At 60.1% G+C, this 26,522-nt stretch carries 22 protein-coding genes; 7 read left to right on the top strand and 15 right to left on the bottom strand.

Annotated features, from left to right (window positions below):
- Positions 1-314: 314 nt before the first annotated feature.
- The 6 genes from EYD00_RS01805 to EYD00_RS01780 form a co-directional block, all read right to left on the bottom strand.
- Positions 315-2,234, bottom strand: a complete 1,920-nt coding sequence (locus EYD00_RS01805) for a potassium transporter Kup (protein ID WP_004440255.1) — start codon at positions 2,232-2,234, stop codon at positions 315-317.
- Between the two features lie 15 nt (positions 2,235-2,249).
- Complete coding sequence (locus EYD00_RS01800; RefSeq protein ID WP_004440254.1) at positions 2,250-3,227, bottom strand: magnesium transporter CorA family protein; 978 nt, start codon at positions 3,225-3,227, stop codon at positions 2,250-2,252.
- 334 nt (positions 3,228-3,561) lie between these two features.
- Positions 3,562-4,692 (bottom strand): Mrp/NBP35 family ATP-binding protein, encoded by a 1,131-nt coding sequence (locus EYD00_RS01795; RefSeq protein WP_004440253.1) that lies wholly within the window; start codon positions 4,690-4,692, stop codon positions 3,562-3,564.
- Positions 4,693-4,819: 127 nt separating this feature from the next.
- Positions 4,820-6,043, bottom strand: a complete 1,224-nt coding sequence (locus EYD00_RS01790) for a CmpA/NrtA family ABC transporter substrate-binding protein (protein ID WP_034495955.1) — start codon at positions 6,041-6,043, stop codon at positions 4,820-4,822.
- A 78-nt stretch (positions 6,044-6,121) separates the two neighbouring features.
- Complete coding sequence (locus EYD00_RS01785; RefSeq protein ID WP_004440251.1) at positions 6,122-6,862, bottom strand: helix-turn-helix transcriptional regulator; 741 nt, start codon at positions 6,860-6,862, stop codon at positions 6,122-6,124.
- 208 nt (positions 6,863-7,070) lie between these two features.
- The gene (locus EYD00_RS01780) at positions 7,071-7,940 is read right to left on the bottom strand and encodes an IclR family transcriptional regulator (protein WP_034495957.1); all 870 of its coding nucleotides are present in this window, start codon (positions 7,938-7,940) and stop codon (positions 7,071-7,073) included.
- 83 nt (positions 7,941-8,023) lie between these two features.
- Here EYD00_RS01780 and EYD00_RS01775 point away from each other — a divergent pair, with 83 nt between their 5' ends.
- Genes EYD00_RS01775 through EYD00_RS01760 form a run of 4 tightly spaced genes read left to right on the top strand, consistent with a single transcriptional unit; the run spans position 8,024 to position 11,245 of the window.
- On the top strand, positions 8,024-8,794 hold the full coding sequence (locus tag EYD00_RS01775) for an SDR family NAD(P)-dependent oxidoreductase (protein WP_004440244.1): 771 nt from the start codon (positions 8,024-8,026) through the stop codon (positions 8,792-8,794).
- Complete coding sequence (locus EYD00_RS01770) at positions 8,794-9,708, top strand: 2-dehydro-3-deoxygalactonokinase (RefSeq protein ID WP_004440241.1); 915 nt, start codon at positions 8,794-8,796, stop codon at positions 9,706-9,708. Before EYD00_RS01775 ends, EYD00_RS01770 begins: the two co-directional genes overlap by 1 nt.
- 15 nt (positions 9,709-9,723) lie before the next feature.
- The gene (locus EYD00_RS01765) at positions 9,724-10,353 is read left to right on the top strand and encodes a 2-dehydro-3-deoxy-6-phosphogalactonate aldolase (RefSeq protein WP_004440240.1); all 630 of its coding nucleotides are present in this window, start codon (positions 9,724-9,726) and stop codon (positions 10,351-10,353) included.
- 4 nt (positions 10,354-10,357) lie between these two features.
- The gene (locus EYD00_RS01760) at positions 10,358-11,245 is read left to right on the top strand and encodes an SMP-30/gluconolactonase/LRE family protein (protein ID WP_004440239.1); all 888 of its coding nucleotides are present in this window, start codon (positions 10,358-10,360) and stop codon (positions 11,243-11,245) included.
- Positions 11,246-11,429: 184 nt separating this feature from the next.
- On the opposite strand, the gene EYD00_RS01750 is transcribed toward EYD00_RS01760, so the two are convergent.
- Positions 11,430-12,782, bottom strand: a complete 1,353-nt coding sequence (locus EYD00_RS01750; protein WP_004440238.1) for a putative bifunctional diguanylate cyclase/phosphodiesterase — start codon at positions 12,780-12,782, stop codon at positions 11,430-11,432.
- Between the two features lie 183 nt (positions 12,783-12,965).
- Complete coding sequence (locus EYD00_RS01745) at positions 12,966-14,585, bottom strand: response regulator (RefSeq protein WP_044458782.1); 1,620 nt, start codon at positions 14,583-14,585, stop codon at positions 12,966-12,968.
- 406 nt (positions 14,586-14,991) lie between these two features.
- Here EYD00_RS01745 and mutL point away from each other — a divergent pair, with 406 nt between their 5' ends.
- Together mutL and EYD00_RS01735 are read left to right on the top strand one after the other, a co-directional pair.
- Positions 14,992-16,824: a DNA mismatch repair endonuclease MutL gene (gene mutL / locus EYD00_RS01740; RefSeq protein WP_034496289.1), complete on the top strand. Its 1,833-nt coding sequence runs from the start codon at positions 14,992-14,994 to the stop codon at positions 16,822-16,824.
- A 150-nt stretch (positions 16,825-16,974) separates the two neighbouring features.
- Positions 16,975-17,196: a DUF2093 domain-containing protein gene (locus EYD00_RS01735; RefSeq protein WP_004440232.1), complete on the top strand. Its 222-nt coding sequence runs from the start codon at positions 16,975-16,977 to the stop codon at positions 17,194-17,196.
- Positions 17,197-17,302: 106 nt separating this feature from the next.
- On the opposite strand, the gene lpxK is transcribed toward EYD00_RS01735, so the two are convergent.
- The 6 genes from lpxK to EYD00_RS01705 form a co-directional block, all read right to left on the bottom strand.
- Complete coding sequence (gene lpxK / locus EYD00_RS01730; RefSeq protein ID WP_004440230.1) at positions 17,303-18,349, bottom strand: tetraacyldisaccharide 4'-kinase; 1,047 nt, start codon at positions 18,347-18,349, stop codon at positions 17,303-17,305.
- A 258-nt stretch (positions 18,350-18,607) separates the two neighbouring features.
- A complete protein-coding gene (locus tag EYD00_RS01725) occupies positions 18,608-19,345 on the bottom strand; it encodes an HAD family hydrolase (protein ID WP_004440228.1) in 738 nt (245 codons plus the stop codon).
- Positions 19,339-20,661 (bottom strand): lipid IV(A) 3-deoxy-D-manno-octulosonic acid transferase, encoded by a 1,323-nt coding sequence (waaA, locus tag EYD00_RS01720; protein WP_006699512.1) that lies wholly within the window; start codon positions 20,659-20,661, stop codon positions 19,339-19,341. Before waaA ends, EYD00_RS01725 begins: the two co-directional genes overlap by 7 nt.
- A gap of 215 nt (positions 20,662-20,876) precedes the next feature.
- A complete protein-coding gene (locus EYD00_RS01715; protein WP_004440223.1) occupies positions 20,877-21,116 on the bottom strand; it encodes a DUF4170 domain-containing protein in 240 nt (79 codons plus the stop codon).
- 60 nt (positions 21,117-21,176) lie between these two features.
- Positions 21,177-21,983: a 3'(2'),5'-bisphosphate nucleotidase CysQ gene (locus EYD00_RS01710; RefSeq protein ID WP_004440221.1), complete on the bottom strand. Its 807-nt coding sequence runs from the start codon at positions 21,981-21,983 to the stop codon at positions 21,177-21,179.
- Positions 21,984-22,074: 91 nt separating this feature from the next.
- Complete coding sequence (locus tag EYD00_RS01705; protein ID WP_034496291.1) at positions 22,075-23,421, bottom strand: TldD/PmbA family protein; 1,347 nt, start codon at positions 23,419-23,421, stop codon at positions 22,075-22,077.
- Between the two features lie 116 nt (positions 23,422-23,537).
- Here EYD00_RS01705 and EYD00_RS01700 point away from each other — a divergent pair, with 116 nt between their 5' ends.
- The gene (locus EYD00_RS01700) at positions 23,538-25,367 is read left to right on the top strand and encodes a monovalent cation:proton antiporter-2 (CPA2) family protein (protein ID WP_004440219.1); all 1,830 of its coding nucleotides are present in this window, start codon (positions 23,538-23,540) and stop codon (positions 25,365-25,367) included.
- Between the two features lie 206 nt (positions 25,368-25,573).
- Here the strand turns inward: EYD00_RS01700 and EYD00_RS01695 are convergent, their stop codons facing one another.
- Positions 25,574-26,500 (bottom strand): patatin-like phospholipase family protein, encoded by a 927-nt coding sequence (locus tag EYD00_RS01695; RefSeq protein ID WP_034496294.1) that lies wholly within the window; start codon positions 26,498-26,500, stop codon positions 25,574-25,576.
- Positions 26,501-26,522: the final 22 nt, after the last annotated feature.

Raw genomic sequence — 26,522 nt, 5'->3', positions numbered from 1 at the left:
TCTACAGGTGTTCGAGAATCTCTTATTAACCTTGATGGTTGGTTAACGCCGCGCAGGAAGGTGTCTTCACGTTAATGTGTGAGGGAATGCTAATGAGTGTGGCGTGGAGTCGAGTTCGCATGTGCCGATTAGAACTGCGCCGCAGGGCATCTCCTCATCCGTCATTCCGCCTCGAGCCGGAACCAGCCGTCGCGCGTCGGCGCGGCGTAAAGACCCTTTCACCCCAAGGACTTGGGCTGGCTGGATACCGGCTCAAGGCCGGTATGACAGAGAGAACGAGATCGCCCAGCTACATTGGGGGCATGCCCACTTCGTCACACCACGACGTGCGAACCGAGTTCCACCACCCGATTGGCAGGCAGGCGGAAATAGTCGGAGGGATCGGCTGCCGTTTCGGCGAGCGCGATGAACAGGCGGTTCTGCCAGCCCGGCATGCCCGATTTCGGATCTGGAACCAGCTTGCGGCGACCGAGATAGAAGGAGGTCGACATGATGTCGAACTTGTAGCCCGTGCGGCGCAGATAGCCCAGCGCCTGGGTAACATTCTGGGTTTCCATGAAGCCGAAATGCAGCTCGACCACGGCGAAACGGTCGCTCATCTTCGTCAACGTATAACGATCTGCCGGATGAACGCGCGGCTGATCCTCGGTGCGGATCGTCAGGATGACGTTCTTGTCGTGAAGGACGTGGTTATGCTTCAGATTATGCAGCAAAGCCGCCGGCGCCGTTTCCGGATCGCCGGTGAGGAAAATCGCCGTACCCGGTACGCGCACCGGCGCATGGGCGCTTTCCTTTTCCACTGAGGCGATGAAGGCCTTCAGCGGCACATCGATGCGGCGCGTCTTGGCGAACAGGATTCTCGAACCGCGCTGCCAAGTCGTCATGATGACCGTGAAGGCAATCGCCAGCAGCACCGGCACGTAACCGCCATCATGAATTTTCAGAAGGTTTGCGCCGAGGAAGATCAGTTCCAGCACCAGAAGCGGGGTCAGCACCGCAAGGGCAAGCCAGATCGACCATTGCCAGCGTTTGCGCACGAACTCGAAGAACATCAGGCTGGTGACGACCATCGCACCGGTGACCGAAATACCATAGGCGGTGGCCAGCGCATCCGAGCTCTTGAAGGTGAGCACCAGGGCAACGACACCGAAAAGCAGGATGGTGTTGACCGCCGGAAGATAAATCTGCCCGGTATTGGTTTCCGAGGTGAAGAGAATTTCCATGCGCGGCAGGTAGCCGAGGTGAATCGCCTGGCGAACCAGCGAGAAGGCGCCCGTTATGACGGCCTGGCTGGCAATGATTGTCGCGGCGGTCGCCAGAATGACGGCGGGCAGGATCGCCCATTGCGGGAACATCAGATAGAAGGGATTGGACATGGCCGCCGGGTCTTTCAGCACGAGCGCGCCCTGCCCCAGATAGTTCAGCGTCAGCGCCGGGAATACCAGACAGAACCACGCCCACTGGATGGGGCGGCGGCCGAAATGGCCGAGGTCTGCATAAAGCGCTTCTGCGCCCGTGATCGTCAGGAACACCGCGCCGAGTACGACAATGCCATAAAAACCTTCATTCGCCAGAAACTCGACCGCGTGCCACGGGTTGAAGGCAAAGAGAATGCTGAAGTCGTCAGCGATATGAATGAGGCCTGCAAGGCCCATGACGATGAACCAGACCGCGGTGATCGGTCCGAAAAATTTTGCCACCGTGCCGGTGCCGTGGGACTGGATGGCGAAGAGGCCAATCAGGATGCCGACAGAGATCGGAATGATGAAGGCGTCCATCTCCGGGGTGACGAGCTTCAGGCCTTCCACCGCCGAAAGCACTGAAAGTGCCGGGGTGATCATGGCATCGCCAAGAAACAGCGCCGCGCCAATCAGGCCAAGCACGATGAGGACGCTGCGATGGGTGCCGGCCGTCTTCATCAGCAGCGCCAGCAGCGACAGCGTACCGCCCTCGCCGTCATTGTCGGCGCGCAGCAAAAGCGTGATGTATTTGAAGGTGACGATGATCGTCAGAGACCAGATCATCAGCGATGTGAGGCCGATGACCTCTTCCTGCGTCACCCCGTCATAGGCGATGGGCCGCAGGGCTTCGCGAAAGGCGTAGAGCGGGCTGGTGCCGATATCGCCATAAACGACGCCGATCGAACCAAGGATAGCGGCGTAAAGCCCCTTGTTCTTGTGAGCGTCATCCGCATCCGGCTTCTCGGCAACATCCTTGTCAGCGATCTGGGACATGATGATCCTGGCTCCTCAGAGCCAGCCCTTCCAACGAAAAAAGAGAAACGGGATGATTGCGGACATCACCATGACGATCAGCGCAAGTGGATAACCAAATGTCCAGTTCAACTCCGGCATGAGCTGAAAGTTCATTCCGTAAACCGAAGCCACCAGCGTGGGCGGCAGAAAAACCACCGAAGCGATGGAGAATATCTTGATGATGCTGTTCTGCTCGATGTTGATGATGCCGAGCGAGGCATCGAGCAGGAAGGTCAGATTGCCGGAAACGAAGGAGGCATGTTCGTTCAGCGACTGGATATCGCGTCCGATGGACTTGCCCTGCTCCCTCGCAACCTTGTCCGCGCTCGCCTGATCGCTGGTGGAAAAGAACGTCTGCAGCCGCGCCAGCGATGCAAGACTGACGCGAACCTTCGAAATCAGCCGATGATAGGCAGCGATGTTGGTCAGGCGGTCTTCGAGATAACGCGGCGCCTTGCGCTTGGAACGGGCTTGGCTGCCGAGAATATCAGCGGCGAGATTGTCGATGCCAGCGACCGAGTTTTCGAGAATTTCGGCCGTGCGATCGACGATTGTCTCGAGCAGTTTCAAAAGCAGCGCCGTGCCGCTGCGCATCTCATGCGGCGCGCGGGTGATGGCGGCAATGAAAAGGTGGAATGATTTCGGCTCAGCATAACGGATCGTCACGAGGCGCGTGCCGGCGAGGATGAAGGCGACGTCTGTGAGGCGGGGGTCGTCCGAATCCGCCTTCCACACCAGCGATGCGGTCATGAAAACATTGCCGTCTTCCATGTAGAGACGGCTGGAGGGCTCGATATCCTTCAAATCCTCACGCGTCGGCAGATCGAGCTGCAGCAGCTTTTCCACATGCTGCTCTTCCGCCCTGTCCGGGTTGACGAGATCGATCCAGACGATGTCATCAGGAATCTGTACGGAGCCGTCGTCTGACGACAGGCTGATCGCCTCGCAATTGGCGCGATAGGCTTTTATCAATCCGTTTCTCCGCTCCACATTGCAGGCCTTAGCCGCAATGCTGCTTAACATATCCTGTTTGCTGTCGGCAAACCTTTGGACGACACTTCAGGGACCACCGAAACAGGCGCAACGTCATATCGCGCCAGCCCGATGGACCAAGAGCCAAACGGCGCAGGCGTATGCGCCCAAAGCGAGATGCAATCAAGCAATATTTTTTCGTGACAGCTTTGCAGACGAAGCACTTCTGGATTTCATGGCCAGAAACCGCACCGTTACTGGCCACCAATCTTCTGTTTTTACAGGACTATTCACAGCGCAGGTGCGCTTTGCGGTTTTGCCGGCCGTCCGTAGCTTATTCGAAAACGATCTTTGGAGCCGCTTTTCTTTCACCGGCGCCAATACGCTCCCAGACTTTTTTCGCTATCTCGCGGTAGATCGCAGCCTGTGGACCATCCGGGTCGGCAACGACGACAGGCGTTCCGGCGTCCGACATTTCGCGGATGGCGATGGTGAGCGGCACCTCGCCGAGGAACGGCACACCGATCCTTTCGGCTTCCGCCTTCGCGCCGCCGTGGCCGAAAATATCGTAGCGGGCGCCGGTATCGGGTGCGATGAAGTAACTCATGTTCTCGATGACGCCGAGCAATGGCACCTCCACCTTGCGGAACATGGTGATGCCCTTGCGCGCGTCGAGCAGCGCGAGGTCCTGCGGAGTGGAAACGATGACCGCGCCGGCAAGCGGCACCTGCTGGGCGATGGTCAGCTGCGCATCACCCGTGCCGGGCGGCATATCCAGCACCAGCACGTCGAGCTCGCCCCAGGCGACTTCACGCAGCATCTGCATCAGGGCGGACTGCACCATTGGCCCGCGCCAGATCATCGCGGCCTCCTCATCCACCAGAAACCCCATGGACATGACCTTCAGCCCATAATTCTCCATGGGAAGAATGATGCGGTCCTCCTGCTGTTTCGGACGACCGGAAATCTTGAGGAGCCGCGGCAGCGAAGGCCCGTAAATGTCCGCATCCAGCATGCCGACCTTCAGGCCAAGCGCCTGAAGGCCAAGCGCAAGATTGACTGATGTCGTCGATTTGCCGACCCCGCCCTTGCCCGATGCGACGGCGATGATGGCGCGGACGCCGGGGACGCCCACCTTGGACGAGCCCGGCTGCTGCGTCGGCCGGCCCGCTGCCGCGGCGGGACGCGCCGGCGCCGGCTGCTGTTGGCCGGGCTTGCGATCGGCAGTCAGCGCCACGACCGCGCCGGCGATGCCCGGAACACCCTTCGCCGCCTGTTCGGCGGACAGGCGCAACGGCTCCATCTCGGCCGCCCTGTCGGCCGGGACGGTGATCGAGAAATAGGCCTTTCCATCTGCGATGAAGATTTCCGAGACCATGCCGAGGGAAACGATGCTTCTGCCGCTGCCGGGATAGATGACGGCGTCCAGAGCCTTTTCCACCTGGTTCTTGCTGACCTCTGCCATTGTCTTACTCCGTTACATCGTCCGGTCTGATCGGGAAACAATTTGCGCCATCCATAGACAAGCGGGAGCGGTTCGCCAATGCCAAAGCGCAAACAGGAACCATTCGCGACGATTTAGCGCTGCGATTTCAAATCTCGTCATCCATATCGAGCGTCTCCGGATCGAAGACTCGCCCGTCGAAGAAACAGTCGGGTCCCAGAACGAGGCCGGTGCGCGATGCGCCGACATGAACAGGTTCCCTCAGCGTGCCTTCCAGCTTCAGATTGGCGCCTGGCACCGGCACGAAAAGTGGTTTCATCGCCTTGCGAAAAATATCCGGCCTATACGCATTGCGTGCGGCTTCCACCACCGCGGCATCGAAACGACAACCGGCGGGTATTTCCCCCCAGCGCAACATCTGGCTGAAGAACCAAAGAGCCTGGCTTTGCCATGGAAAATTCGCCGCTTTCGCGCTGGTGACGAAAAATTCCTGAAAACGCTGCATGTCCTTCTGCGAAGTCGAAATATAGCCCGTCAGGGCCGGAAGCAGGAATTCGCCACTGACGTTCATATAATGGGGGGCGGCCAGAATACCGGCAAGTTCCTCGATATTGGCGGGGTTGGCGCACCACTCGCCCGCGCGGTAAAGTGCGCGCAGCAGCCCCTCCAAGAGGCTGGCATTCGCATCAGCCCAATCTCGCTTCACGGCAAGTATTTTTTCCGGGGCATTGTGCCAGATGAGCGCGCCCGTCGTCACGATACGCCCGGCGCCACCCAGCACCGCAGCGCTGCCCGCGGGTTCAGCGGAACAGAGCGCATCGACGTCGCCGCTTTCCAGAAGCCCGGGCATCGCCTTCGGCAGCGCTTCGACGATTTCCATGTCACGGCCAAGCAGCACACCGCAGCTTCCGAGCAGATAACGCAGGGCATAAAAGGACGTCGAGGCGATATCCTCAACCGCAAAGACGGGCGGATTTTCACCCGCGGCCCGGCGTGCGGCGCAGACGCGGGCCATCGCACGGCCGAAAGCCGCCGGGTCCGGCAGCTTCAGTCCCTCACGGTAAAGTTCATCATAAAACCCAGGGCAAACGGTGGTCGCGGAGCCGCCGAGGGAAAGCGTGAAAACGCCGATGATATTGGCCGGCATATCATGGAGGCCAACGGCCGACCCCACGGGAACAGGAGCGGGCAAATGCGCGATCTGAACGCCGTCCTCGCCGAGCACCGAAAGAACACCACGTGCGGACTGCTTTCGGACCAGTTCCAGTTCTATGCCTTCATCGGCGGCAAAGCCTTTTTCGGCAGCGACTATCAGCACGGCGCAATCGACAGTCGGAGAAAATCCCGCTTTTACACTATGCCGCTCCGGCAACGATTTCTCCTTTCCGGTGATTCGAAAAGAGGATCGCCCAGGAAGGGCTTTATCACAATGATAAAATTGCGAGTTTCGCTATTTAATCAGTCCGACGCGCAGGGCCTTGGCGACCGCCTGGGTGCGGTTGACCGTATCGAGTTTTTTCGTCGCGCGGTTCAGGTAGTGATTGATGGTATGCTCCGACAACATCATGATCTCGGCGATTTCGGCACTGGTCTTTCCGGCTGCCGTCCAGTTCAGGCAGTCGATCTCCCGTTCGCTCAATGTTTCCGGCACGCGGAGATCGAGACGGCGGATTTCGGACAGCCGGGCAAAGACGTGGCTGGAAATGTAAAAAAGCTCCGCAAGCCGGGCTTCCGGCAGGGCCGTCTTGTTGCCGGAAAAGGATACGGCGCCGCGCCTGAGGGTGACATCATGCACCGGGAACCAGACGGAATTTATCATCTCGAACCGTTCGAAAAGCGCGACCACGTTTTTCTTCAGGACATGCCCCTCGCCTTCGACCAGGAAATCCAGCGACACGGAAAAGGGTACAGTGGATTTTCTTAACCGCGCCATGACGCGGCTGTTCTGCAACTCGCCTTCTTCATCATAGCGTTGCAACAGTTCGGCCGGCCAGCTGGTGATGACGGTATAATGCGACAATTCGCTTGAGACCTCTGTAGTGAGGTCGAGTACCATGAAGGCCCTGAATTCCCACGCCTCCGTCAGCCGCTTCAGGAAGCGGAATATATCGAACTGCGTATTAAGATTGGCGATCTCGCGAACGCAATCAACACCAATCGACTGAACGCTGGCCGTTTCTGTTTTCTGCATGAAAGCTGTTCTTCGAGCATGAGGAAATGCCGCCGCAAAGGCCCGCCTCTGCCCGGAATTTTGAGGATGTTACTCAGCAAATCGATTCATGCAAACAAAAGTTGAAAATTAGATCAGAATATTCGAAAATTAGCGTTATCTCGCGTAAGCCGGTCATGTCTCCTCTTTTTCGCGGGCGGGCAACCCCATAAGCGGCATCGGCTTTTCGTCAATCATCCGCAACCGGCGATAAGCGATAGACAAGTTCTGCCGAAATTTTATCGGCGGTTGCACGCACCAGCGGAGCCCAGGCGCGGAGCTGTTCCACATCCACCCTGTAGGCGGGGCCGGTCACTGAAATCGCCGCGCGGAAACTGCGTCCCGGGGCCGGTAACGGCGCCGCAACGCAATGAATGCCGATCTCGTGCTCCTGAAGATCGAAACCGTAACCGAGGGTGCGAATGGCCGAAACATCCTCCATCAGGGCCTGCGGTGTGGTGATGGTGTTGTCCGTGAAGCGCTTAAAATCCAGCCCGGCCGCGAGATCTTCCAGATCGCCGGCGGGTAGCAGCGACAGCGCGGCCTTACCCACGCCTGTGCAATAGGCTGGCGAGGTCTTTCCAACCTGCGAATGCATGCGCAAGCTGTGCTTGCCCTCAATCTTGTCCAGATAGGTCACTTCGCGCCCGATCAGAACCGCGAGATGCACCGATTCCTGCGTTGCCTCCTGCAGCGCCGCCAGGTGTGGGGCGGCTATGCTGCGCAGATCGTTGCCACTCCAGGCTTTGGCTGCAAACTGCAACAGCCTCAGGCCAACAACGTAGGTCTGGTCGGGGGCCTGGTCTATCAGGCCTTCGGCAAGCAGATGTGCGAGCTGGCGATGGACGGTGCCTCGCGGCTGCCCGCACGCTTCCACCACATCGGTGAAACGCATCTGCCTTTCAGAAAGGGCGATCAGTTCCAGGAGCGAGATGGCCTTACCGAGTGTACCGGTGTCGCTATCGGTTTTTTGCCGCGCGGCTGGAACTGCGCTGCGCATCCTGCCATTGGGTATTTTGGTATCAGGCATGGCAACATCCATTGTCATTCGCCTTGACATGAGGCTTGCGCCAAGGGAATAATTCCATTTATTAAAATCTAGTTCCAAATAATGGAACAATCAAGCCCCTGACGGATGAGATCATGCCGATGACGACAGCCCAATTTCCGGACCTCAAGGATGCGGGCGTGCTGATCACCGGCGGCGGTTCCGGCATAGGGGCTTCGCTCGTGGAAGCCTTTGCCATGCAGGGCGCAAAGGTAGCGTTCATCGATATCGCCGAAGAGCCGAGCGAAGCGCTGGTCCGGCGGCTTTCCGGGGTGTCGCCCCACCCGGTCCATTTCTTCAGGGCCGACCTGCGCGACGTGGCGGCCATAGCCGTGACCGTCACTGAGGCGGCCGCGGCGATAGGCGGTATCAAGGTTCTGGTCAACAACGCCGCCTGGGACGACCGTCATGACATAGATGCGGTGACAGAAGCCTATTGGGATGCCAATCAGGCGGTCAATCTCAAGCAGATGTTTTTTACCGTTCAGGCCGCGCTTCCCTACCTCCGGCTCGCGAAAGACGCCTCCATCATCAATTTCTCGTCCATCTCGTTTCTGCTCAACATGGGCGAACTTCCCTCCTATGCGGCGGCGAAGGCAGGTATCATCGGGTTGACAAAAAGCCTTGCCGGCCGGCTGGGGCCAGAAAATATCCGCGTCAACACGCTGCTGCCGGGCATGATCGTGACCGAGCGGCAGAGGGAACTGTGGCTGACGGATGAGGGCATTGCGACGACCACGGCGCGACAATGCTTGAAGCGCATGCTCGTCGCTGCCGATTTGTCTGGGCCATGCCTGTTTCTCGCATCCTCGGCATCAAGCGCCATCACGGCGCAATCCATAATCGTAGACGGAGGCCTTCTATAATGTCTGAACCCGCTTTTATCGCCGTTGACTGGGGTACGACCAGTTTCCGGCTCTGGCTCATGAGCCGCTCGGGTGCTGTGCTGGCGGAGCGCAGAAGTTCGGAAGGCATGACCACGGCCATGCGGACCGGTTTTGCCGAGGTTCTGCAAGCGCATCTCGACGCCATCGGCGCGCCTGAAGATTTGCCGGTTCTCGTCTGTGGTATGGCAGGCGCGCGGCAGGGTTGGGTCGAAGCGGGTTACATCGACGTGCCGGCATCGCTGTCGTCGGTGCTGGATGGCGCAGTTCGCGTGCCGGGTCAGGCGCGCGATGTGCGTATTCTGCCGGGGCTGGCGCAGCGGGATAAAAACGCGCCCGACGTGATGCGTGGCGAGGAAACGCAATTGCTCGGCGCTCTTGCCTCCTCGGACACCGGCGAGAAACTTGTCTGTATGCCCGGCACGCATTCCAAATGGGTGACCGTTCGTGATGGCGACGTCAACGGCTTTGCCACCTTCATGACCGGCGAACTGTTCGAGGTCATTTCCAAGCAGACGATCCTGTCCCATGCGGTGGCCGAGGCGGAGCCTTTCACCGGCCAACACGAGGACTTCAGAGCGGCCGTGCTCGACATTTACGCCAATCCGCAGCTCACCAGCAACCGGCTGTTCACACTGCGCTCCGGTCAATTGCTGCATGGCCTCGCCGCCACGGATGCCAAGGCCAGGCTTTCTGGCATCATGATCGGGCTGGAGATCGCCGGCGCGCATTCGACGGCGCGGCGGGAGACACCGGTGGTGCTGATCGGCTCCGGCGCGCTTGGCGCGCTTTACGAAGGCGCCTTCACCGCCCTCGATATCCACTATACGGTCATCGACGCAGACGAAGCCGTGCGGCGCGGATTGCTGGCCGCTGCAACAGCCATCTGGCCATAAGAAGAAAGATCGACCATGCGTATTCCCTTTCCTTCCATCAAATATCCGCTGATTGCCATCCTGCGCGGCCTGAAACCCGAGGAGACAGAAGGCGTTGTCGGCGCGCTGATCGAAACCGGCTTCCGCGCCATCGAAATTCCGCTGAATTCCCCCGATCCGTTCCGTTCCATCGAGATCGCGGCAAAGATGGCGCCCGCCGATTGCCTGATCGGCGCCGGGACCGTGCTGAGCGTGGAAGACGTCGCATCGCTGGACGCGGCAGGCGGCAGGCTGATGGTTAGCCCCAATGCCGATGCGGAGGTCATTACAGCTGCACGTGAAAAAGGCATGGTGACGATGCCGGGCGTTCTCACCCCCACCGAAGCGCTGGTGGCCGCAAAAGCCGGTGCGACCGGGCTGAAGTTCTTCCCCGCCAGCATCATTGGCCCCGCCGGCATCAATGCGATCCGGACGATCCTGCCGAAGGATCTGGTCATCGCAGCGGTCGGCGGTGTCTCGGATAAGAATTTTGCCGACTATACATCGGCCGGCATCATGGCGTTCGGGCTCGGAACCAGCCTCTATAAACCCGGCATGACCGCAGCGGAGGTGCGCGAACGCGCCACTGTCACACTGTCGGCCTATGATGCAGCCATCGGAGGATAAGAGCTTGGCGACTGTTTTTCCCTTTACCGGACGTGTTCTTGACGAGACGCCGATGCTGCTCGGCGAAGGCCCGACCTTCGACCCTGCGACCGGCACGGCCTGGTGGTTCAACATTCTCGAGCGGGAATTGCATGAACTGCACCTCGCCTCCGGCCGCAAGACCGTCCATTCCCTGCCCTTCATGGGCAGCGCTCTGGCGAAAGTCAGCGACAGCCAACAGTTGATCGCCTCCGATGACGGGCTTTTCCTGCGTGATACGAAGACTGGTGTGCTGACTCTGCATGCGGAGCTGGAAAAGGACCTGCCCGGCAACCGGTCCAATGACGGGCGCATGCACCCTTGCGGCGCGCTTTGGATCGGCACCATGGGCCGAAAGGCGGAAACCGGCGCGGGCAGCATCTATCATGTTTACAAAGGCACGGTGACGAAGCTGTTTGCCGATATCAGCATTCCGAATTCGATCTGCTTCTCGCCCGATGGCGCGACCGGATATTACGTCGATACCAAGGTGAACAAGCTGATGCGCGTGCCGCTCGATCCCGAGACCGGCCTCCCCTCCGGCAAGGCTGAAGTCTTCATCGATTCGACAGGAGTCGATGGCGGTATCGACGGCTCGGTCTGCGATGCCGAAGGGCATATCTGGAACGCTCGTTGGGGCGAAGGCGCGGTTGATCGTTATGATAACGACGGCAACCATATTGCCCGATATGCGGTGCCCGCGGGACAGACGACCTGCCCGGCCTTCGTCGGCCCGGACGCATCGCGCCTTCTCGTGACGTCGGCGCGTGAAAATCTTGACGAGGACGCCCTAGCCGCCAATCCGCAGCACGGGTTGACGTTCGAACTGGGGGTTGAGGTCAAGGGCCGGTTTGAGCCGCTTTACAGGCTCTGAGACGCGGCACGCACCGCCTTCTCCTCATTCCTGTGCTTGTCACAGGAATCTAGCCAGCCGAAGTCTTGGACCGAAGGGACTCTCTTCGCCGCGCAGACGCGCGTCGGCCGGGCTCCCGTGGCAAAGACAGGAATGAGGGGTGTTGGGGGCGTCCCCACCACCTCGTCCAAGGTCATTCCGTTTCTCAGGAAATATCCGACAATATCTCGCGGTAATTCTCATGTAGATACCGCTGGGTCGCCGCGGCGTCGGCGGGGCGGCCGTAGAAGTAGCCTTGTCCCATGGCGCAGCCGAGCGCGCGCAGTTTTTCCTCTTCCGCCCGCTCCTCTATCCCTTCGGCCACGACTTCAAGATCAAGCCCTTCGCACATGGCGACGATGGCCTTGATGATATGTTCGGAAGGGCGGTCGCTGCTGATGCGCGAGACGAAAGCGCGATCGATCTTCACCTTGTCGAATGTGAAATCCCGCAGGCGGCCGAGGCTCGATTGGCCGGTGCCGAAATCGTCGAGAGAAATACGAACGCCCGCGCTCTGCAACTCGCTGATGATCCGCTGGGCGGTATCGGCGGAGGTCATGACCGCCGTTTCGGTGATTTCAAGCTCCAGCCGGTGCGGGTCGAGGCCGACACGCGAAAGTATGGACAGAATATTGTCTGCCGTGCTGGGGTCCATCAGTTGCGCGGACGACAGGTTGAAGGACAGAAAGAGCTCACGCGGCCAGAAAAGCGCCGCTTCCGCGGCTTTTCTGAGCAGGGCCTCCGAAAGCGCATCGATGAAACCGCGTTCTTCGGCCAGCGGCACAAAAACCGCAGGCGATACGAAGCCGAGATCCGGATCGTTCCAGCGCGCGAGCGCCTCGAAACCGATGACCTTCGCCTCCTCCAGCCGGACGATGGGCTGGAAATGCACGTCGATCGCGTCGGTGATGATCGCGTTTCTGAGCGCCTGCTCAAGCTGCGTGGCGCGCTTCATCTCCTGCGCAATCTCACGCGAATAGACGGTGATCTGGCCGCGGCCGCGCCGCTTGGAGCGGTAGAGCGCCGTCTCGGCGCTTTTCAGCAGATCCTCAAAATCATCGCCGGCGAAGGGATAGATGGCAAAGCCGAACGAGGAGGAAAGCCGGACGTTACGATCACCAAGATCATAGGGAGCGGAGAGCACGTCCTTGATCATGTTGCCGACACGCTCGGCACCGGTGCGTTCGAACACCAGCGGCAATACGAAAGCGAATTCGTCGCCGTCATGGCGCGTCACGATGGCGCCATCGGGAATGCAGGCTTTGAGGCGGTGAGCAACCTGGCAGAGGATTTCATCGCCCGCCTGCACGCCGAAAAGGTCATTGATGGGTTTGAAGCCGTCTATATTGGCAATGCCGACCGTGAAGGGTGCTGGATCGCTGGAGCGTTCGCTGGCGAGCATGCGGATCTTGTCCCGCAAACGGTAGCGGTTGCCGAGCCCTGTCAGCGGATCGCTGTAGGCCATCGCCTGAAGCTCGTTCTGGCTAACCTGCAACGTTTGCGGCTCTGCCCGTTTCATTCCTGCATCTCTTGAATCCTCTATCGACCGCGATCACAATGCAGGGCAAGTATTAAAAAAGCCATAGAGCGACGAACCGAAAAACGCAGACCGCCCTCGTTGAGACCCGCTGCCAGCGCAAAACGGCCGAGGCGGCGGCAATTAATTGTATGTTTACGCCACGCGGTTCGATGGAGGGGGCTATCACGCCTGCAGCTGCAGCACGTCCTTGCCAAAAAGCCGCACAAAAACAGCCTCCACCATATCGGGGCTGACAGGTTTCAGCAGCATGTCCTCCATCCCGGATGCGAGGCATTTGTCGAGGTCGCCTTCGAATGCGTGGGTAATGACGCCGACAACAGGAATGCGCTTTTCACCCGAAAGATCGCGCATGCGGCGGGCGACCTCGAAGCCGTCGATATCGGCAAGCGTCGTGTCAAGCAGTACGACCGACGGAGCCTGTTCCACGAAGAGACGCAGCGCTTCCTCGCCCGACGTGGCGAGCCGCCAGGAAAGCCCGAGACCCTCAAGTATCTGCGAAAAAACGATCTGGTTGACCCGGTTGTCCTCGACGAGAAGAACGTCGCACACGCCGCCGTTGCTGAGGATTTTGGGCAGGTCCTGCGTCATGATCTCCCAGTCCTCCTCTACCGATTTCTCCTTCGGCACCGAATGGAGCCCTACAGCCACATGATGCAACAACGACGCGTCAATCTCGTCCTCCTCGATGCTGACGACGGGCAGATGGTGTGCCGCGGCAATATCGAGGCATGCGATGCTCATCTGGGCGTCGATGACAACAACATCGATGGCAACCCCGGCGGAGGCGGCGACATCGATAAAGGTGCGCTGCTCTTCCTCGCTCGTCACCGCTGCATGGTCCATGCCACCTGCCGTGAGCTGGCGGCCGGCGGCCTCTGCAAAGCGGCTGTTTTCGGAGACGACCAGCACCGCCTTGCTTTTCAGCAAGCCGTTACGGCCTTCCTTCTCCTCATCCTTTCCATAGGTTGAGGACACAAATGCCACATGCTCCAAAGAAGGGATGACGGGCATGCCGTTCGCATCAAGCGTGGCGAGCGCAGTCACATCCTCCATCGTCGTCACCAGGAAATAACGGCCTGGCCGTCCTACGCGCTGTTTGCGCGTGATCGTCAGTATCTCTTCACCGTTCAGGCGTCTCACCCTTTCCGGAATGACGCTTGGCGTGCCGCTCTCCAGTACCGTCCGGTCGGCCGCATCGATCCGCCCCGCAACCTTGCTTGAATGGAGATCGAAGACCGTGCGTCCGAGCAGGCTCTCGGGGCTGGTTTCGACCAGGGTGCAGGCGGATTTGTTCACGGCGGCATAGGCCAGGTTCCGGTCCTTGACGAAGACGGGAAACGGCAGATTGTCGAGAATATCCTCGAGGAGCTGTACGCGCTCGAGATCGATACGCCATTGTTCTTCACGCTTCTTCTGTTCAGAAATATCCGCGAGGACACTAATGCCGAGACCGGATGGCAGGCGGTTCATGACAAAGCGCAGGAACCGCTCCCCCTTCAGCCGTTCGGTTTTTTCAGACCGTTCCTTCCAGTGCAGAGCCAGCCGTTCGCCGATCCACTCTTCCCGACCGAACTGGCGGGCATTGGCGGCAGGATTTTCCGTCTCGATATGGTAACAATCGTACAGGGCGCCAAGATAATCGCGCAGGCGCGCGCCGGGGCCGATGACGGCCTCTTCCAGCGGGAAAAAACTGAGGAGCTTCCGGCTTGCGAAAATAATGTGATCGTTACGGTCGTAAACGACGATCGCCGCGCCAAGCGCGTCGCAAAGGGCATCAAGCATCACCGTATGAACGCCCGCGCCGGAGGACGCCAAATCACTCAACTGCAAACTCCCGCCTGTTTTAATGGGTCAGGCTTTTGTTTCTATTGGAATCGTCCAGGGCAGATGCCGGGATGAAACGAAAATTCCGGAAAACAGACATCAGGGTTTGCCGCTTGAAGCAGTCTTGAGGAGAAGATGACGCTCACCCATAGTCGACGTCACACACCACCCGGCAGAGGTGGCCCCGTTTCTGCGGTCATTTCAAGCTGCCCCACCATAAACAAGGGCGATTAAGGGCGGATTAACGCTTAAACTGCATTGGCGGAAATGGTCCGATGCCATGCAACCCGCAAAACATGTGCAAATTTCCGCGGTCTCAGTTTTTTGCTTTCGAAGCCGGCGCGAATCCGCGAAAATGGCGATCATGGCCATCAAGCAGCTCTCAGAAACCCTTATCAACCAGATCGCCGCCGGCGAGGTCATCGAAAGACCCTCCAGCGCCACGAAGGAACTGGTGGAAAATGCCATCGACGCCGGGGCGACGCGCATCGAGATCGCCACGGCGGGCGGCGGCAAGGGGCTGGTGCGGATTACCGACAATGGCTGTGGCATGTCTCCGGCCGATCTCGAGCTTGCGGTCAGGCGGCACTGCACCTCGAAGATTTCCGATACACTTGACGATATACGCACGCTCGGCTTCCGCGGCGAGGCACTGCCCTCCATCGGCTCCGTGGCCAAGCTGACGATCACCAGCCGCCAGCAGGGCGCGGAGCAGGGTTCGGTGATTTCCGTCACCGGCGGCAAGGTTTCCGATGTGAGGCCGGCCGCCTCGAATGCCGGCACCATCGTCGAGGTGCGCGACCTGTTCTTCGCCACACCGGCACGGCTGAAATTCCTGAAGACGGAACGCGCCGAAGCGGCCGCAATCACCGAAGTCGTCAAACGCATGGCGATCGCCTTTCCGCATATCCGCTTCGTGCTGTCAGGCACGGATCGGTCGACGCTCGAAATTCCGTCGACGGGTGACGATCATCTGGCCCGCATGGCGCAGATTCTCGGTGCGGACTTCAAGGACAACGCCATTGAAATCGATGCCGGGCGTGAGGATGTGACGCTGACGGGCTTTGCCGGCGTGCCCACCTTCAACCGTGGCAATTCGGCGCATCAATATGTCTTCGTCAATGGCCGTCCGGTGCAGGACAAACTGCTTTTATCCGCCATTCGCGGTGCTTATGCCGAAACCGTGCCGCATGGGCGATATCCTGTCGCGGTGCTTTCCATCACGCTCGATCCCGCCTTTGTGGATGTAAACGTACACCCGGCGAAATCCGACGTTCGTTTTCGCGACCCCGGGCTCATTCGCGGGCTGATCGTCGGCGCGATCCGCCAGGCGCTGACGCGTGACGGCGACAGGGCGGCAACGACGGGCGCCAGCCAGATGATGAACGCCTTCCGCCCCGGCTATAGCCCTTCTGGCCTCAGGCCATCGCCTTTCACGACCGCTCCCGCGCCATGGTCCGCCGCGACCTCGCCGTCACGGCCGCTCGCCGTTTCAGGCGCAACGCAGTTTTCGGAGGCGGTACAATCACATTTCTCGGACATCACCACCCCAACGGCGCGGGCCGAGTCTCGGGAAACTTATGAAGCCGGCGCGAGCTCCTCGCCCGAGCCCACGCTCTACCCGCTCGGGGCCGCGCGGGCGCAGCTGCACGAGAACTACATCATCGCGCAGACAGAAAACGGCCTTGTCATCGTCGACCAGCATGCGGCGCATGAGCGGCTGGTTTTCGAGCAGATGCGGAATGCACTGCATTCCAAACGGCCGGCTTCGCAGGTGCTGCTCATCCCCGAAATCATCGATCTGCCGGAAGAAGATTGCGACCGGCTGATGGATCACGCCACCGGTTTCGATGCGCTGGGGCTCGTCATCGAGCGTTTCGGGCCGGGTGCCGTCGCCGTTCGCGAAACCCCGGCCATGCTGGGTGAGGTCAACGTGCAGGGATTGGTGCGCCAGCTTGCCGACGAGATCGCCGAATGGGACGCCGCCTCGACGCTTGCCAACAAGCTGGAATATGTCGCCGCCACCATGGCCTGCCACGGCTCGGTGCGTTCCGGCCGGCGCATGCGGCCGGAGGAGATGAATGCGCTTCTGCGGCAGATGGAAAATACACCGGGTTCGGGCCAGTGTAATCACGGCCGTCCGACCTATATCGAACTGAAGCTTTCCGATATAGAACGGCTCTTCGGCCGCAGCTGACGCCCTCTTACATGCAAGGGCGTCGGGGCTGGCCTTGCGCCACGCCGGCCTATATAAATTCAGGATACTGGAGCATCCGGATTGTTCAGGAAAACGCTACGCCGTTTCGGACTGGGTGCCCCGACAGGACAGAGCAGGAGACGAAAACGGATGAACAGATTTGAAGGAGGCGGCAATCGCCTCGCCGTCATCGAATATCTCGACGGTGACTTCCGCATCGTCCAGACCGGCTCGCATGTCATCTGCGCCATGACAGGCAAGAGCATTCCGCTCGATGAGCTGCGCTACTGGAGCGTGGCGCGGCAGGAGGCCTATGTGGATGCCGCGGCTTCTCTGGAAGCCGAAAAGAAGGCCGGTACTTTGCCGGCATAAGGAGGGAAGCGACGCGTTGAGTGTCGCGCGTGTGCCTCCCTCGTCCCTGTGCTCGTCACGTCAGTGAGGAGAAACCGGCGCACGACGGCTTGTCTTTTTCGGTGCCTTATAGCGACGTCCGCGAATTATCCCGAAGCAAACGGGCGCGGCAGTTCGCCACGGCCGTATCGATAATCGTTCCAGCCGCATTGGGATCGTCGAACACCATGTCGACCTCGATCACCAGGCTGTTCCAGAGCAATTCCTCAGCCCGGCCGTGGTGCCCGTTAAGCCGCACGGCATCCTTGGCCGTGGTGACAAGTTGCAGATCCGCCTTGCCTGCGTCCTGCAGAAGATCGGCAATCTCGTCATCGCTGAAGTGGTGATGATCCGGGAAAGAGCGCTGCATCACGATATCGCCGCCGAGCGCTTCGACGGTTCGATAAAATTTGGCCGGGTCGGCTATGCCCGCATAGGCCAGCACACGCCTTCCCCTGAAATCCTGCGGCTCCTGCGGCGTGATCGCCGCAACGAAAACAGGTTTGGCAGCCTTTGCGGTTCGCCGCACAAGGGCATCGGCCGCGTGACCATTACCGACCTTCAGGAGCCCGGTCATATGCCGCATCTGTTCGGCGAGCGGGGCTCTTACCGGACCGCCCGGCACCAGATGGCCGTTGCCGATGCCGCGCATCGTATCGATGACGACAAGCGCATAATCCAGCGTCAGACGCGCACTCTGAAACCCGTCATCCATGATGATGAGATCGACGCCCTCTTTGATCAGGCGATGCGCACCCTCAACGCGGCGGCGCGAAATCACCGTCACCGCTTCGCGCGCCAGAAGCAACGGCTCGTCGCCGACATCGGCAGAGCGATGATGTGCGGGATCGACAAGGGTGGTGACGTCCAGTGTGCCGCCATAACCGCGGCTGAGAAATCCGGGTTTCAAGCCTTTCGCAACGGCGGCCCTTGCAATTGCCATTGCCGTCGGCGTCTTACCGGCGCCACCCACGGTAAAGTTGCCGATGCAGATGACCGGAACGGTAACACTTGCCCTTTTTGCCGTCCGCATGCGCCGGCCGGCGACCTTGCCGTAAAGAAGCGAGAAAGGAGACAGGAGCCACGCCTGCCAGCCCGCTTTCTGCCACCAGAAGGGCGGCGCTTCAGAAACCATCTATTCCCGCTCCCGGCCGGGTCGCCCACGGCATTGCGTTCGCCATTTCACGTCTGGGAGGTTGTTTGCCAGAAAAAACCGTAAATTGCAAAATCCGAATAGACGGCTTTACGCACCGGTGCTGATACGGACTGGCCGCGATTTAACATGGAACTTCAATCTGCGCGCCGCGATATCCATTTTCTCCGTCATACCGGCTCAAAGCCGGCATGACGGGACTAGAGAGTGCCGCGACAATGCAAACCGTGCGACACCGCTTCAAACAGCCCTTTCCGGCAGCAGCGCTTCGAGCCCGGTGATGTCATCGAAACAATAATGGGCATCCGCACCCAGGCTTTCGCGAGAGCCGGTGCCGGTGAGAACGGCGACCCTTAGACCCGCGCCAGCGTTTTTCGCCATATGCAGATCGTGGTTATTATCGCCGACGACGGCCACGCGGTCGGGAGAGATACCGATCGCCTGACAGAAGCCGAGGACCATGCCGGGCTGCGGCTTGGTGCCGTAACCGCTGTCATATCCCGCAACGAAATCGATATCGTTTTCGAAACCGAAGCGGATGGCCGTCTGGCGGATGGAGTTTTCGTTGTCGCTGGAGGCGATACCGAGCTTGTAGCCGCGAGCCTTCAGCCTCGCGAAAAAACCCTTGAGATCGGTCACCGGCACGGATTTATCCGCGGCCTCGGTAAAAAGCCGGTCGAGACGTTGCGTGAGCTCGACAACATCGCAGGGCGAGCCGGCGGCGACGAGACCGGCGGCGATCTCCGCCGTGTTGCCGGCGGCCAGAAGACTGTCGGGCACCACATGACCGGTAACGGGATCCATGCCGCAGGCGGAGAGAAGCCTGTCGGCGAGGACGGGATCTCCCTTGGCCGCAATCGACGCGAGTTCGCGGTTCACCGGTCCCCAGCTTGCGTCATAGCCCAGCAGCGTGCCGTCCTTGTCGAAAAGCACTGCGGCGATTGACTGCGCGGCGTTGAGTTCTATATCCGCTACCATGATCCGATGGCGCTCCGCGGCTGCAGCTTGGCGGAAACGGTGAGCGGGTTGATATAGGGCTCCAGCGCCTTCACCGTGGAGGACAGCGCGCCGCGCATATCCTGAATGACCCGATTGCCCGCATCGATCATCTTGTAGCGCTCATTATCGTTGACCAGCAGATAATGCACCGCCTTTGCCAGCATCTCCACATCACGGATGATGCGGCCACCACCTGCGCGGATCAGCTTCTGATAGGCCTCGCGGAAGTTCTGCACATGCGCGCCCGACAAAACCGCACAGCCAAGCATGGCAGGCTCCAGCGGGTTCTGCCCGCCTTCGGCCGTCAGCGAGCGGCCAACAAAGGCAAGCTCGGTCAGCCGCAGGTAAAGCCCCATTTCCCCAATGGAGTCCCCGAGGAAAATATCGGTTTCAGGCGTTATCACATCATTGCGGCTGCGGCGAGCAACGGAGAGATTCATGCCCTTCAGCATGGCCTCCACCTCATCTCCACGCTCGGGATGGCGCGGCACGATGATGGTCAGTTGCCCGTTGCGCGACTTGATCGCCGCATGCACGGTGGCCGCGGCCTTCTCCTCACCGTCAAAGGTTGAGATCGCCGCCCATGTCTTGCGATTGCCGACCTGCTTGCGGTAGCTCTCCAGCAGCGCCTCGTCACAGGGCGGCGGGTCGGTGTCACCCTTGAGGTTACCCGATATCACCACCGGCCAGGAGCCGAGATCGCGGAAACGTTCGGCATCGAGATCGGATTGGGCAACCACCAGCGCCAGCTTGGAAAACAGCGATTCAGCAATGTCGTGGCGAGCTTTCCAGCGATCGAAGGAACGGTCGGAAAGGCGTGCATTGACCCGGATCTGCGGAATGTGCCGACGCTCCAGTTCCATCATCGTCACCGGCCAGATTTCGGACTCGGCCGTGATGGCGGCATCGGGTGCCCAGTAGGTCAGGAAACGGTTGACCGCGATCTTGATGTCGAGCGGCACATATTGGTGGATCACGTCATCGCCGAGCCGGGTGCGGGTCAGTTCGGCCGAGGTGACCGTACCCGTGGTCAGAAGCACGAAGATGTCGCGTTTGCGGATTTCGCGGATGAGCGGAATAAGCGCCAGCGTTTCGCCGACACTTGCGGCGTGGAACCAGACGAGCGGCCCGCGCGGGCGCTCGGCACTCGCATAACCGAAACGTTCGAGCCGGCGGCGTTTGTCTTCCTTGCCCTTGGCGGCCCGATAGGAAAGATAGGGCTTGGCAAACGGGTAAGCGGCGATACCGGCAATGCGGTAACCGGAAAGAGCGAAACGTGCGATACGGCTGCTCATGACAGTCTGCCCTTGATCATTCCGCGCAATGCCCTGCCCCTGTTCTGGTTGTTATCGCCGCCTACTTCTTCTCAAATTGCGTCATTTTTTGTCATCGGAAACGAAAGCGCGATCACATTTTCTCGTAACGGCATTCCCGGGCCGCGCCGCTCGCGCAGGAATCACGGGAAAGCGCGCTTTCATCCAATAGTATTACAACGCAAGGGCAAAGGGACTCAAATTTTGTCGTCAGGATTGAGAAGACGGTGCATATGCACGATAAAATAACGCATATGGGCGTTATCGACAGTCATCTGTGCCTTCGACTTCCAAGCCGTGAGCGCGGAGGCGTAATCTGGATAGATGCCGACGATGTCGAGCGCGCTCAAATCCCGGAACTGAACATCCTGAAGGTTTTCCAGTTCGCCGCCGAAGACGAGGTGCAGCAGCTGTTTCGGTTTGCCAGTTTCCGTCATGTCTTATCTCTTTCTTGAACTCTGAGAGAGGCCTTCATCTGCGGGATTTCCCGCCAAACGTCAACTGCCAGACGGATGTGAAAACGCTTTCAAAAGTGCAGGCAGCGCATAATTTGCTGCGGCGCACAATGCGGGGTGGTTCACCCGGCGGCGATTATACATCAGAGGTTTGCCATCCAGACCGGCAAGCCGGCCGCCGGAGCGTTCGAGAATGAGATCCGCCGCGGCCAGGTCCCACTCGTGTGAGTTGGGCATGACCAGCGTACCGTCGATACGACCATCCGCCACCATCGCCAGCCGGTAGGCCAGCGACGGCACATGCGGGACACGCTCGACATTGTTGCGCATCGTTTCCGGCAGATGCGTGATCGCCTCTGCCGCGGCGGCGAGATGGAAGGTGCCGGTATTGCCGCCGCTTGCGGAGATGGGGCTTCCGTTTTTTAACGCCACGCCACCCTCTATCGCGGTAAATTCCTCCGACAGCGCCGGTGCGACGAGCACGCCCACCACCGGTCGCCCTTCATGCACCACGGCAACGCTGATGCACCAGGTATCCCTGCCGCCAATGAAGGCGCGGGTGCCGTCGATGGGATCGACCACAAAGACGGTGGAACGGGAAAGCCTGTCCGTATCGTCATCCGTCTCTTCGGAAAGCCAGCCATAATCCGGCCGGGCGGAGCGCAGAATGGTTTCGAGGATTTCATTTGCGGCGTAATCGGCCGCGCTGACCGGCGAAAGCCCGCCATTCTTCCACCAGACCTCGGGATCCTTGCGGAAGAAACCGAGGGCTGTCTCGCCCGCCTTGCGGGCGGCTTCGAGGACCAGCCTCAGATCGGAGGCCCAGCGGGCCTCATCCATGTCGTTCATCTTGCCGTCTTTTCCGCGCGCCTCAGATGGCGCGCCCGTTTTTCTGTTCGCACTTGCATATGAAGCGCCAGCGAAAACCCCGCAGGTCGCCTCACTTGCCTGCGATCGTCATGCCTTCGATGGCGAGCGTCGGGGCCGCGATGCCGTATTTGCGATCAATATCATTGGCTGGCGTGATCCGCATGAACATGTCCTTCAGGTTCGAGGCAATCGTGACCTCGGAAACCGGAAAGGTCTTTTCGCCGTTCTCGATCCAGAAACCGCTCGCGCCGCAACTATATTCACCAGTGATCATGTTGGCACCGTGGCCGATCAGCTCGGTGACGTAAAAGCCCGACCCGACCTGCCCCAGCAGGTCCTCCGGCGAGAGATCGCCCGGCTCCAGAGCAAGGTTGGTGGAGGCCGGCGAGACCGAAGTGCCGCCACGCACGCCGCGGCCGTTGGTTTCCAGGCCGAGTTCCCGTGCCGCGGAGGTGGAGAGGAACCAGTGCTTCAAAACGCCATCCTCAATCATCGTCATCTTTTCGCCGCGAACACCTTCGCCATCGAAAGGACGAGAGGAAGGGCCACGCACGATCTGAGGATCGTCGGTGAGGTACAGGCCATTTTTCAGCACCTGCTGGCCCATCTTGTCGCGCAGGAAGCTGGTCTTACGGGCAACGGAAGCGCCGTTGATCGCGCCTGCAATCGCACCGACGAAGCCGCGGGCGATGCGTGGATCAAACACCACCGTGATATTGCTGCCGGTATCGACCTGGCGCGGACCGACGCGGCGCACGACTTTTTCACCGGCGCGACGGCCTATCTCTTCGGCGGCATCGAGATCTGCATAATAAAGGCGGCTGTCGAAATCGTAGTCGCGCTCCATCTTCGTGCCTTCGCCGGCGATGACACTGACGGAACGGCTGAAACGGCTGCCCATATAGCTGCCGGCAAAGCCATGCGAGGTGACCAGCACGAGCCCGCCCATGCCGCTCGACGCGCCAGCACCCGAGGAATTGCTGACGCCCTTGACCGCCAGCGCCGCCTCTTCCGAAGCAAGGGCCGCCTCGCGCAATTGATCCGCAGACACGTCCGTTGCATCGAAAAGCTCGAGATCGTCATAGGAAGTTGCCAGCCGTTCCTTGTCCGCAAGGCAGGCAAAGGGGTCTTCCGGCGAAACCTTCGCCATGGCCACTGCCCTTTCCGCCAAGGTCTTCAGATCGAAGCCGGGATTGGCCGAAACGCTTGCCACCCGGCGGCCAACGAAGACACGCAGGGAAAAATCGTCGCTTTCGGAGGATTCGGTGCTTTCCACCTTGCCGAGCCGCACGCCGACCGATTGTGAGCGCGAACGCACGACAACAGCATCCGCCTCATCCGCGCCGGCGGCCCGGGCAAGATCGACAAGCTGGCTGGCGCGCTCGAGAAGTTTGGAAGAATCTATTTCTGAGGACATGAGTTGGCCTTTCATTCCTGTTCCATTTATTGTGCCAGCAACCCCGCATCAAGGGCGAAACGTCGCTTTCTCCGTCCAGAGGGCGCCATCGCCACCCTATTCGAAAGTTCGCCCGCATGACCGAGCACGACGCTCTCTTTTCCGAACCCTTGCTGCTTCTGGCCGGCGCGGTCATTGCGGCCTCCGTTTTCCGCAAACTCGGACTTGGCACCGTGCTCGGGTATCTGGTGGCCGGCATCGTCATCGGGCCGTTCCTGCATCTGGTCACCGATGCGAAGGACATCTTCAACGTCTCGGAACTCGGCGTCGTTTTCCTGCTCTTCATCATCGGGCTGGAACTCAAGCCGTCGCGCATCTGGCAGATGCGGCGCGATATTTTAGGGCTGGGGCTGGCGCAAGTACTGGTGACGGGCAGTGTGCTTGCGGCGATTGTATGGTGGGCGGGGCTGATCGACTGGCGCGGCAGCCTCGTCGCAGGTTTCGGCCTTGCGCTTTCCTCCACCGCCTTTGCACTGCAGATCCTTGCCGATGACGGCGACATGAATACAAGGCATGGCAACCGGTCCTTCTCGATCCTGCTGTTTCAGGATCTCGCCATCGTGCCGCTTCTTGCCCTTGTCACCATTCTTTCCAACCGGCCCGATGTCCCGACGGATTCCATGGTGTCCGATCTCATCGCCTCCGTCGTCGCGGTGGCCGGAATGATCCTTGCCGGGCGGTATCTTCTCACCCCAATGTTCCAGATCATCGCCCGCACCGGCGCGCGGGAGGTGATGATCGCCGCCGCCCTCTTCGTCGTCATCGGCGCCGCCGCGATCATGGAGGCGGTCGGCCTGTCGATGGGCATGGGCGCGTTGCTGGCGGGGTTGATGCTGTCGGAGTCCTCCTATCGGCACGAGCTGGAGGCCGATATAGAGCCGTTTCGCGGATTGTTCCTGGCATTGTTCTTCATGGCCGTCGGCATGTCGCTGCACGTCCATATCGTTTATGAGAACATCGTGCTTATCCTGATCGCCGTGCCTGTCATGATGGCGGTGAAGGCGGCGCTGATCTATGGTCTCTGCCGCATCGCCGGCTCGTCGCGTTATGCATCGAGCCGCATCGCGCTGCTTCTGGCGCAGGGCGGCGAATTCGGCTTCGTGCTCTTCACCACGGCGGCCGCCTCGGGGCTGTTTCCGCAGGCAACCGCGTCGATCCTCGTTGCCGTCGTTACGCTCTCCATGGCGCTGACGCCGCTTCTTGCGGTGATTTCACGCCGGCTGACGGCGGAGGATGCGGAAGAAGACAAGCTGGAAGAGGATTTCGACGGAGCCGGAGCGGATGTGCTGATGATCGGCTTTTCCCGTTTCGGTCAGATCGCCTCGCAGATCCTTCTCGCCGGCGGGCGCGACGTGACCGTGATCGACAGTTCCGCCGATCGCGTGCGTCAGGCCGCCCGTTTCGGTTTCCGTATCTTTTTCGGTGATGGCACCCGCAAGGACGTGCTGATCGCCGCCGGCATCGAACGGGCCGATCTGGTGGCTGTCTGCACCCACAAGAAGGAAGTCACCGACCGTATCATCGACATGATCCAGTCGGAATTTCCAAGCGTTCGCATCTATGCCCGCTCCTATGACCGCATTCATTCGATCGACCTTAGAAAGAAGGGCGTGGAATATGAGCTCCGCGAAACGCTGGAATCCGGCCTGCTGTTTGGCAGGCGTATTCTCGAGGGGCTCGATATGGATGGCGACAGGGCTCTGGCGATTGCCGACGACATTCGCGAACGCGATGAGGAGCGACTGCAGTTGCAAGCCGTGGAAGGCCTCGCCGCCGGCCGGCAAATGCTGCACAACAAGCCGGTACGCGAGGTGAAGCCGGAACCGCTGATGAAGCCGAAGAACAAGGCGGAAAAGCGGGAGGAAGAAGAGGATATGGAGGACAGCGAGACGGAGGTGTCGTTGTGAAATGCGTTCTTCGTAGTGGCTGGGATAGCGCCACTTGTCTCTTCTCCCCGCCGGGCAGAAGTCCGCGGCAGCGGGATGAGGGGGCAAGGGTTCTGTCAATCGCTGGCGTTGCCCCCTCATCCGACCCTTCGGGCCACCTTCTCCCCGGCGGGGAGAAGAAATGCGTGGTACCCGCTCGTTCCTAGCGAATACTCAGGGATTGCTGCTTAAGCCTCCATGCCGTGCCCGCGATGAAACAGCTCTACCTGCAGTTCGATCTGGCGTTTCAGATCATTCTTGATGCTGGACGACGCGTTCAGCACCTCTTCCGACTTCAGGAAGTCCAGCACGCCGAAACGGTGAACCGGTGGGCGTAGGAAAATGTGTGGCGGGCGCAGTCTGAGCTTCAGAGCAATCGCCGCCTGCATCATCAGCTGGCTGGCGCCGAACAGGCTTTCCAATCGGCTGGGCATGGTGGTTCCATCCCCTTCCGGACCACCGACAACATCGACGCCAATGACGATATCGGCGTGATCCAGCAAATGTTCATACGGGACCGGATTGAAGATACCGCCATCGATCATGATGCGGCCATCGATACGAACAGGCATGAACAGCGCCGGAATGGCGGCTGAAGCCGCCAGCGCCTGGATGATCTCGCCGCTCTCGACTACCACTTCGGTCTGGGCGTAATAATCCGTGGTTATCACTTTGAGCGGAATGGCGAGTTCGGAAAAATCCTTCGGCAGCGCCTGTGGCATCAAGGCGTGGAGAATGAGTTCGAGATTGAACTGGCCGAGACGAAAACCGTCCACCGCATGGCGCATCGATGCCGGGCCGAGGCTCCAGAGCCGGTTGGCGACCGAACCTTTGCGTCCCATGAGTTCCAGCGTGTATTCGCGGATTTCGCGGCCAGACATGCCGGCCGCCATGCCCGCGCCGATGATGGAGCCGATGGACGAACCGGAAATTGCCACGGGCCGGATGCCGAGTTCGTCGAAAGCCTCGATAACGTTGATATGGCAGATGCCGCGTGCGCCGCCGCCGCCGAGCGCCAGTCCGAATGTCGGCTCATGATTGCCCGCACCATCGCCTTCGAGAACTTCTTCTCCGGCGCGGACGATCGTGACGCTTTCGTTCCCAGCCTGATCCATGCGAAACACCCAAAACTGGTTA

Source organism: Agrobacterium sp. 33MFTa1.1 (assembly GCF_004328495.1).
Classification (GTDB): Bacteria; Pseudomonadota; Alphaproteobacteria; order Rhizobiales; family Rhizobiaceae; genus Agrobacterium; species Agrobacterium pusense.
The sequence above is the reverse complement of the archived record's forward strand: the minus strand, read 5'-3'. Positions and strand labels throughout refer to the sequence as shown.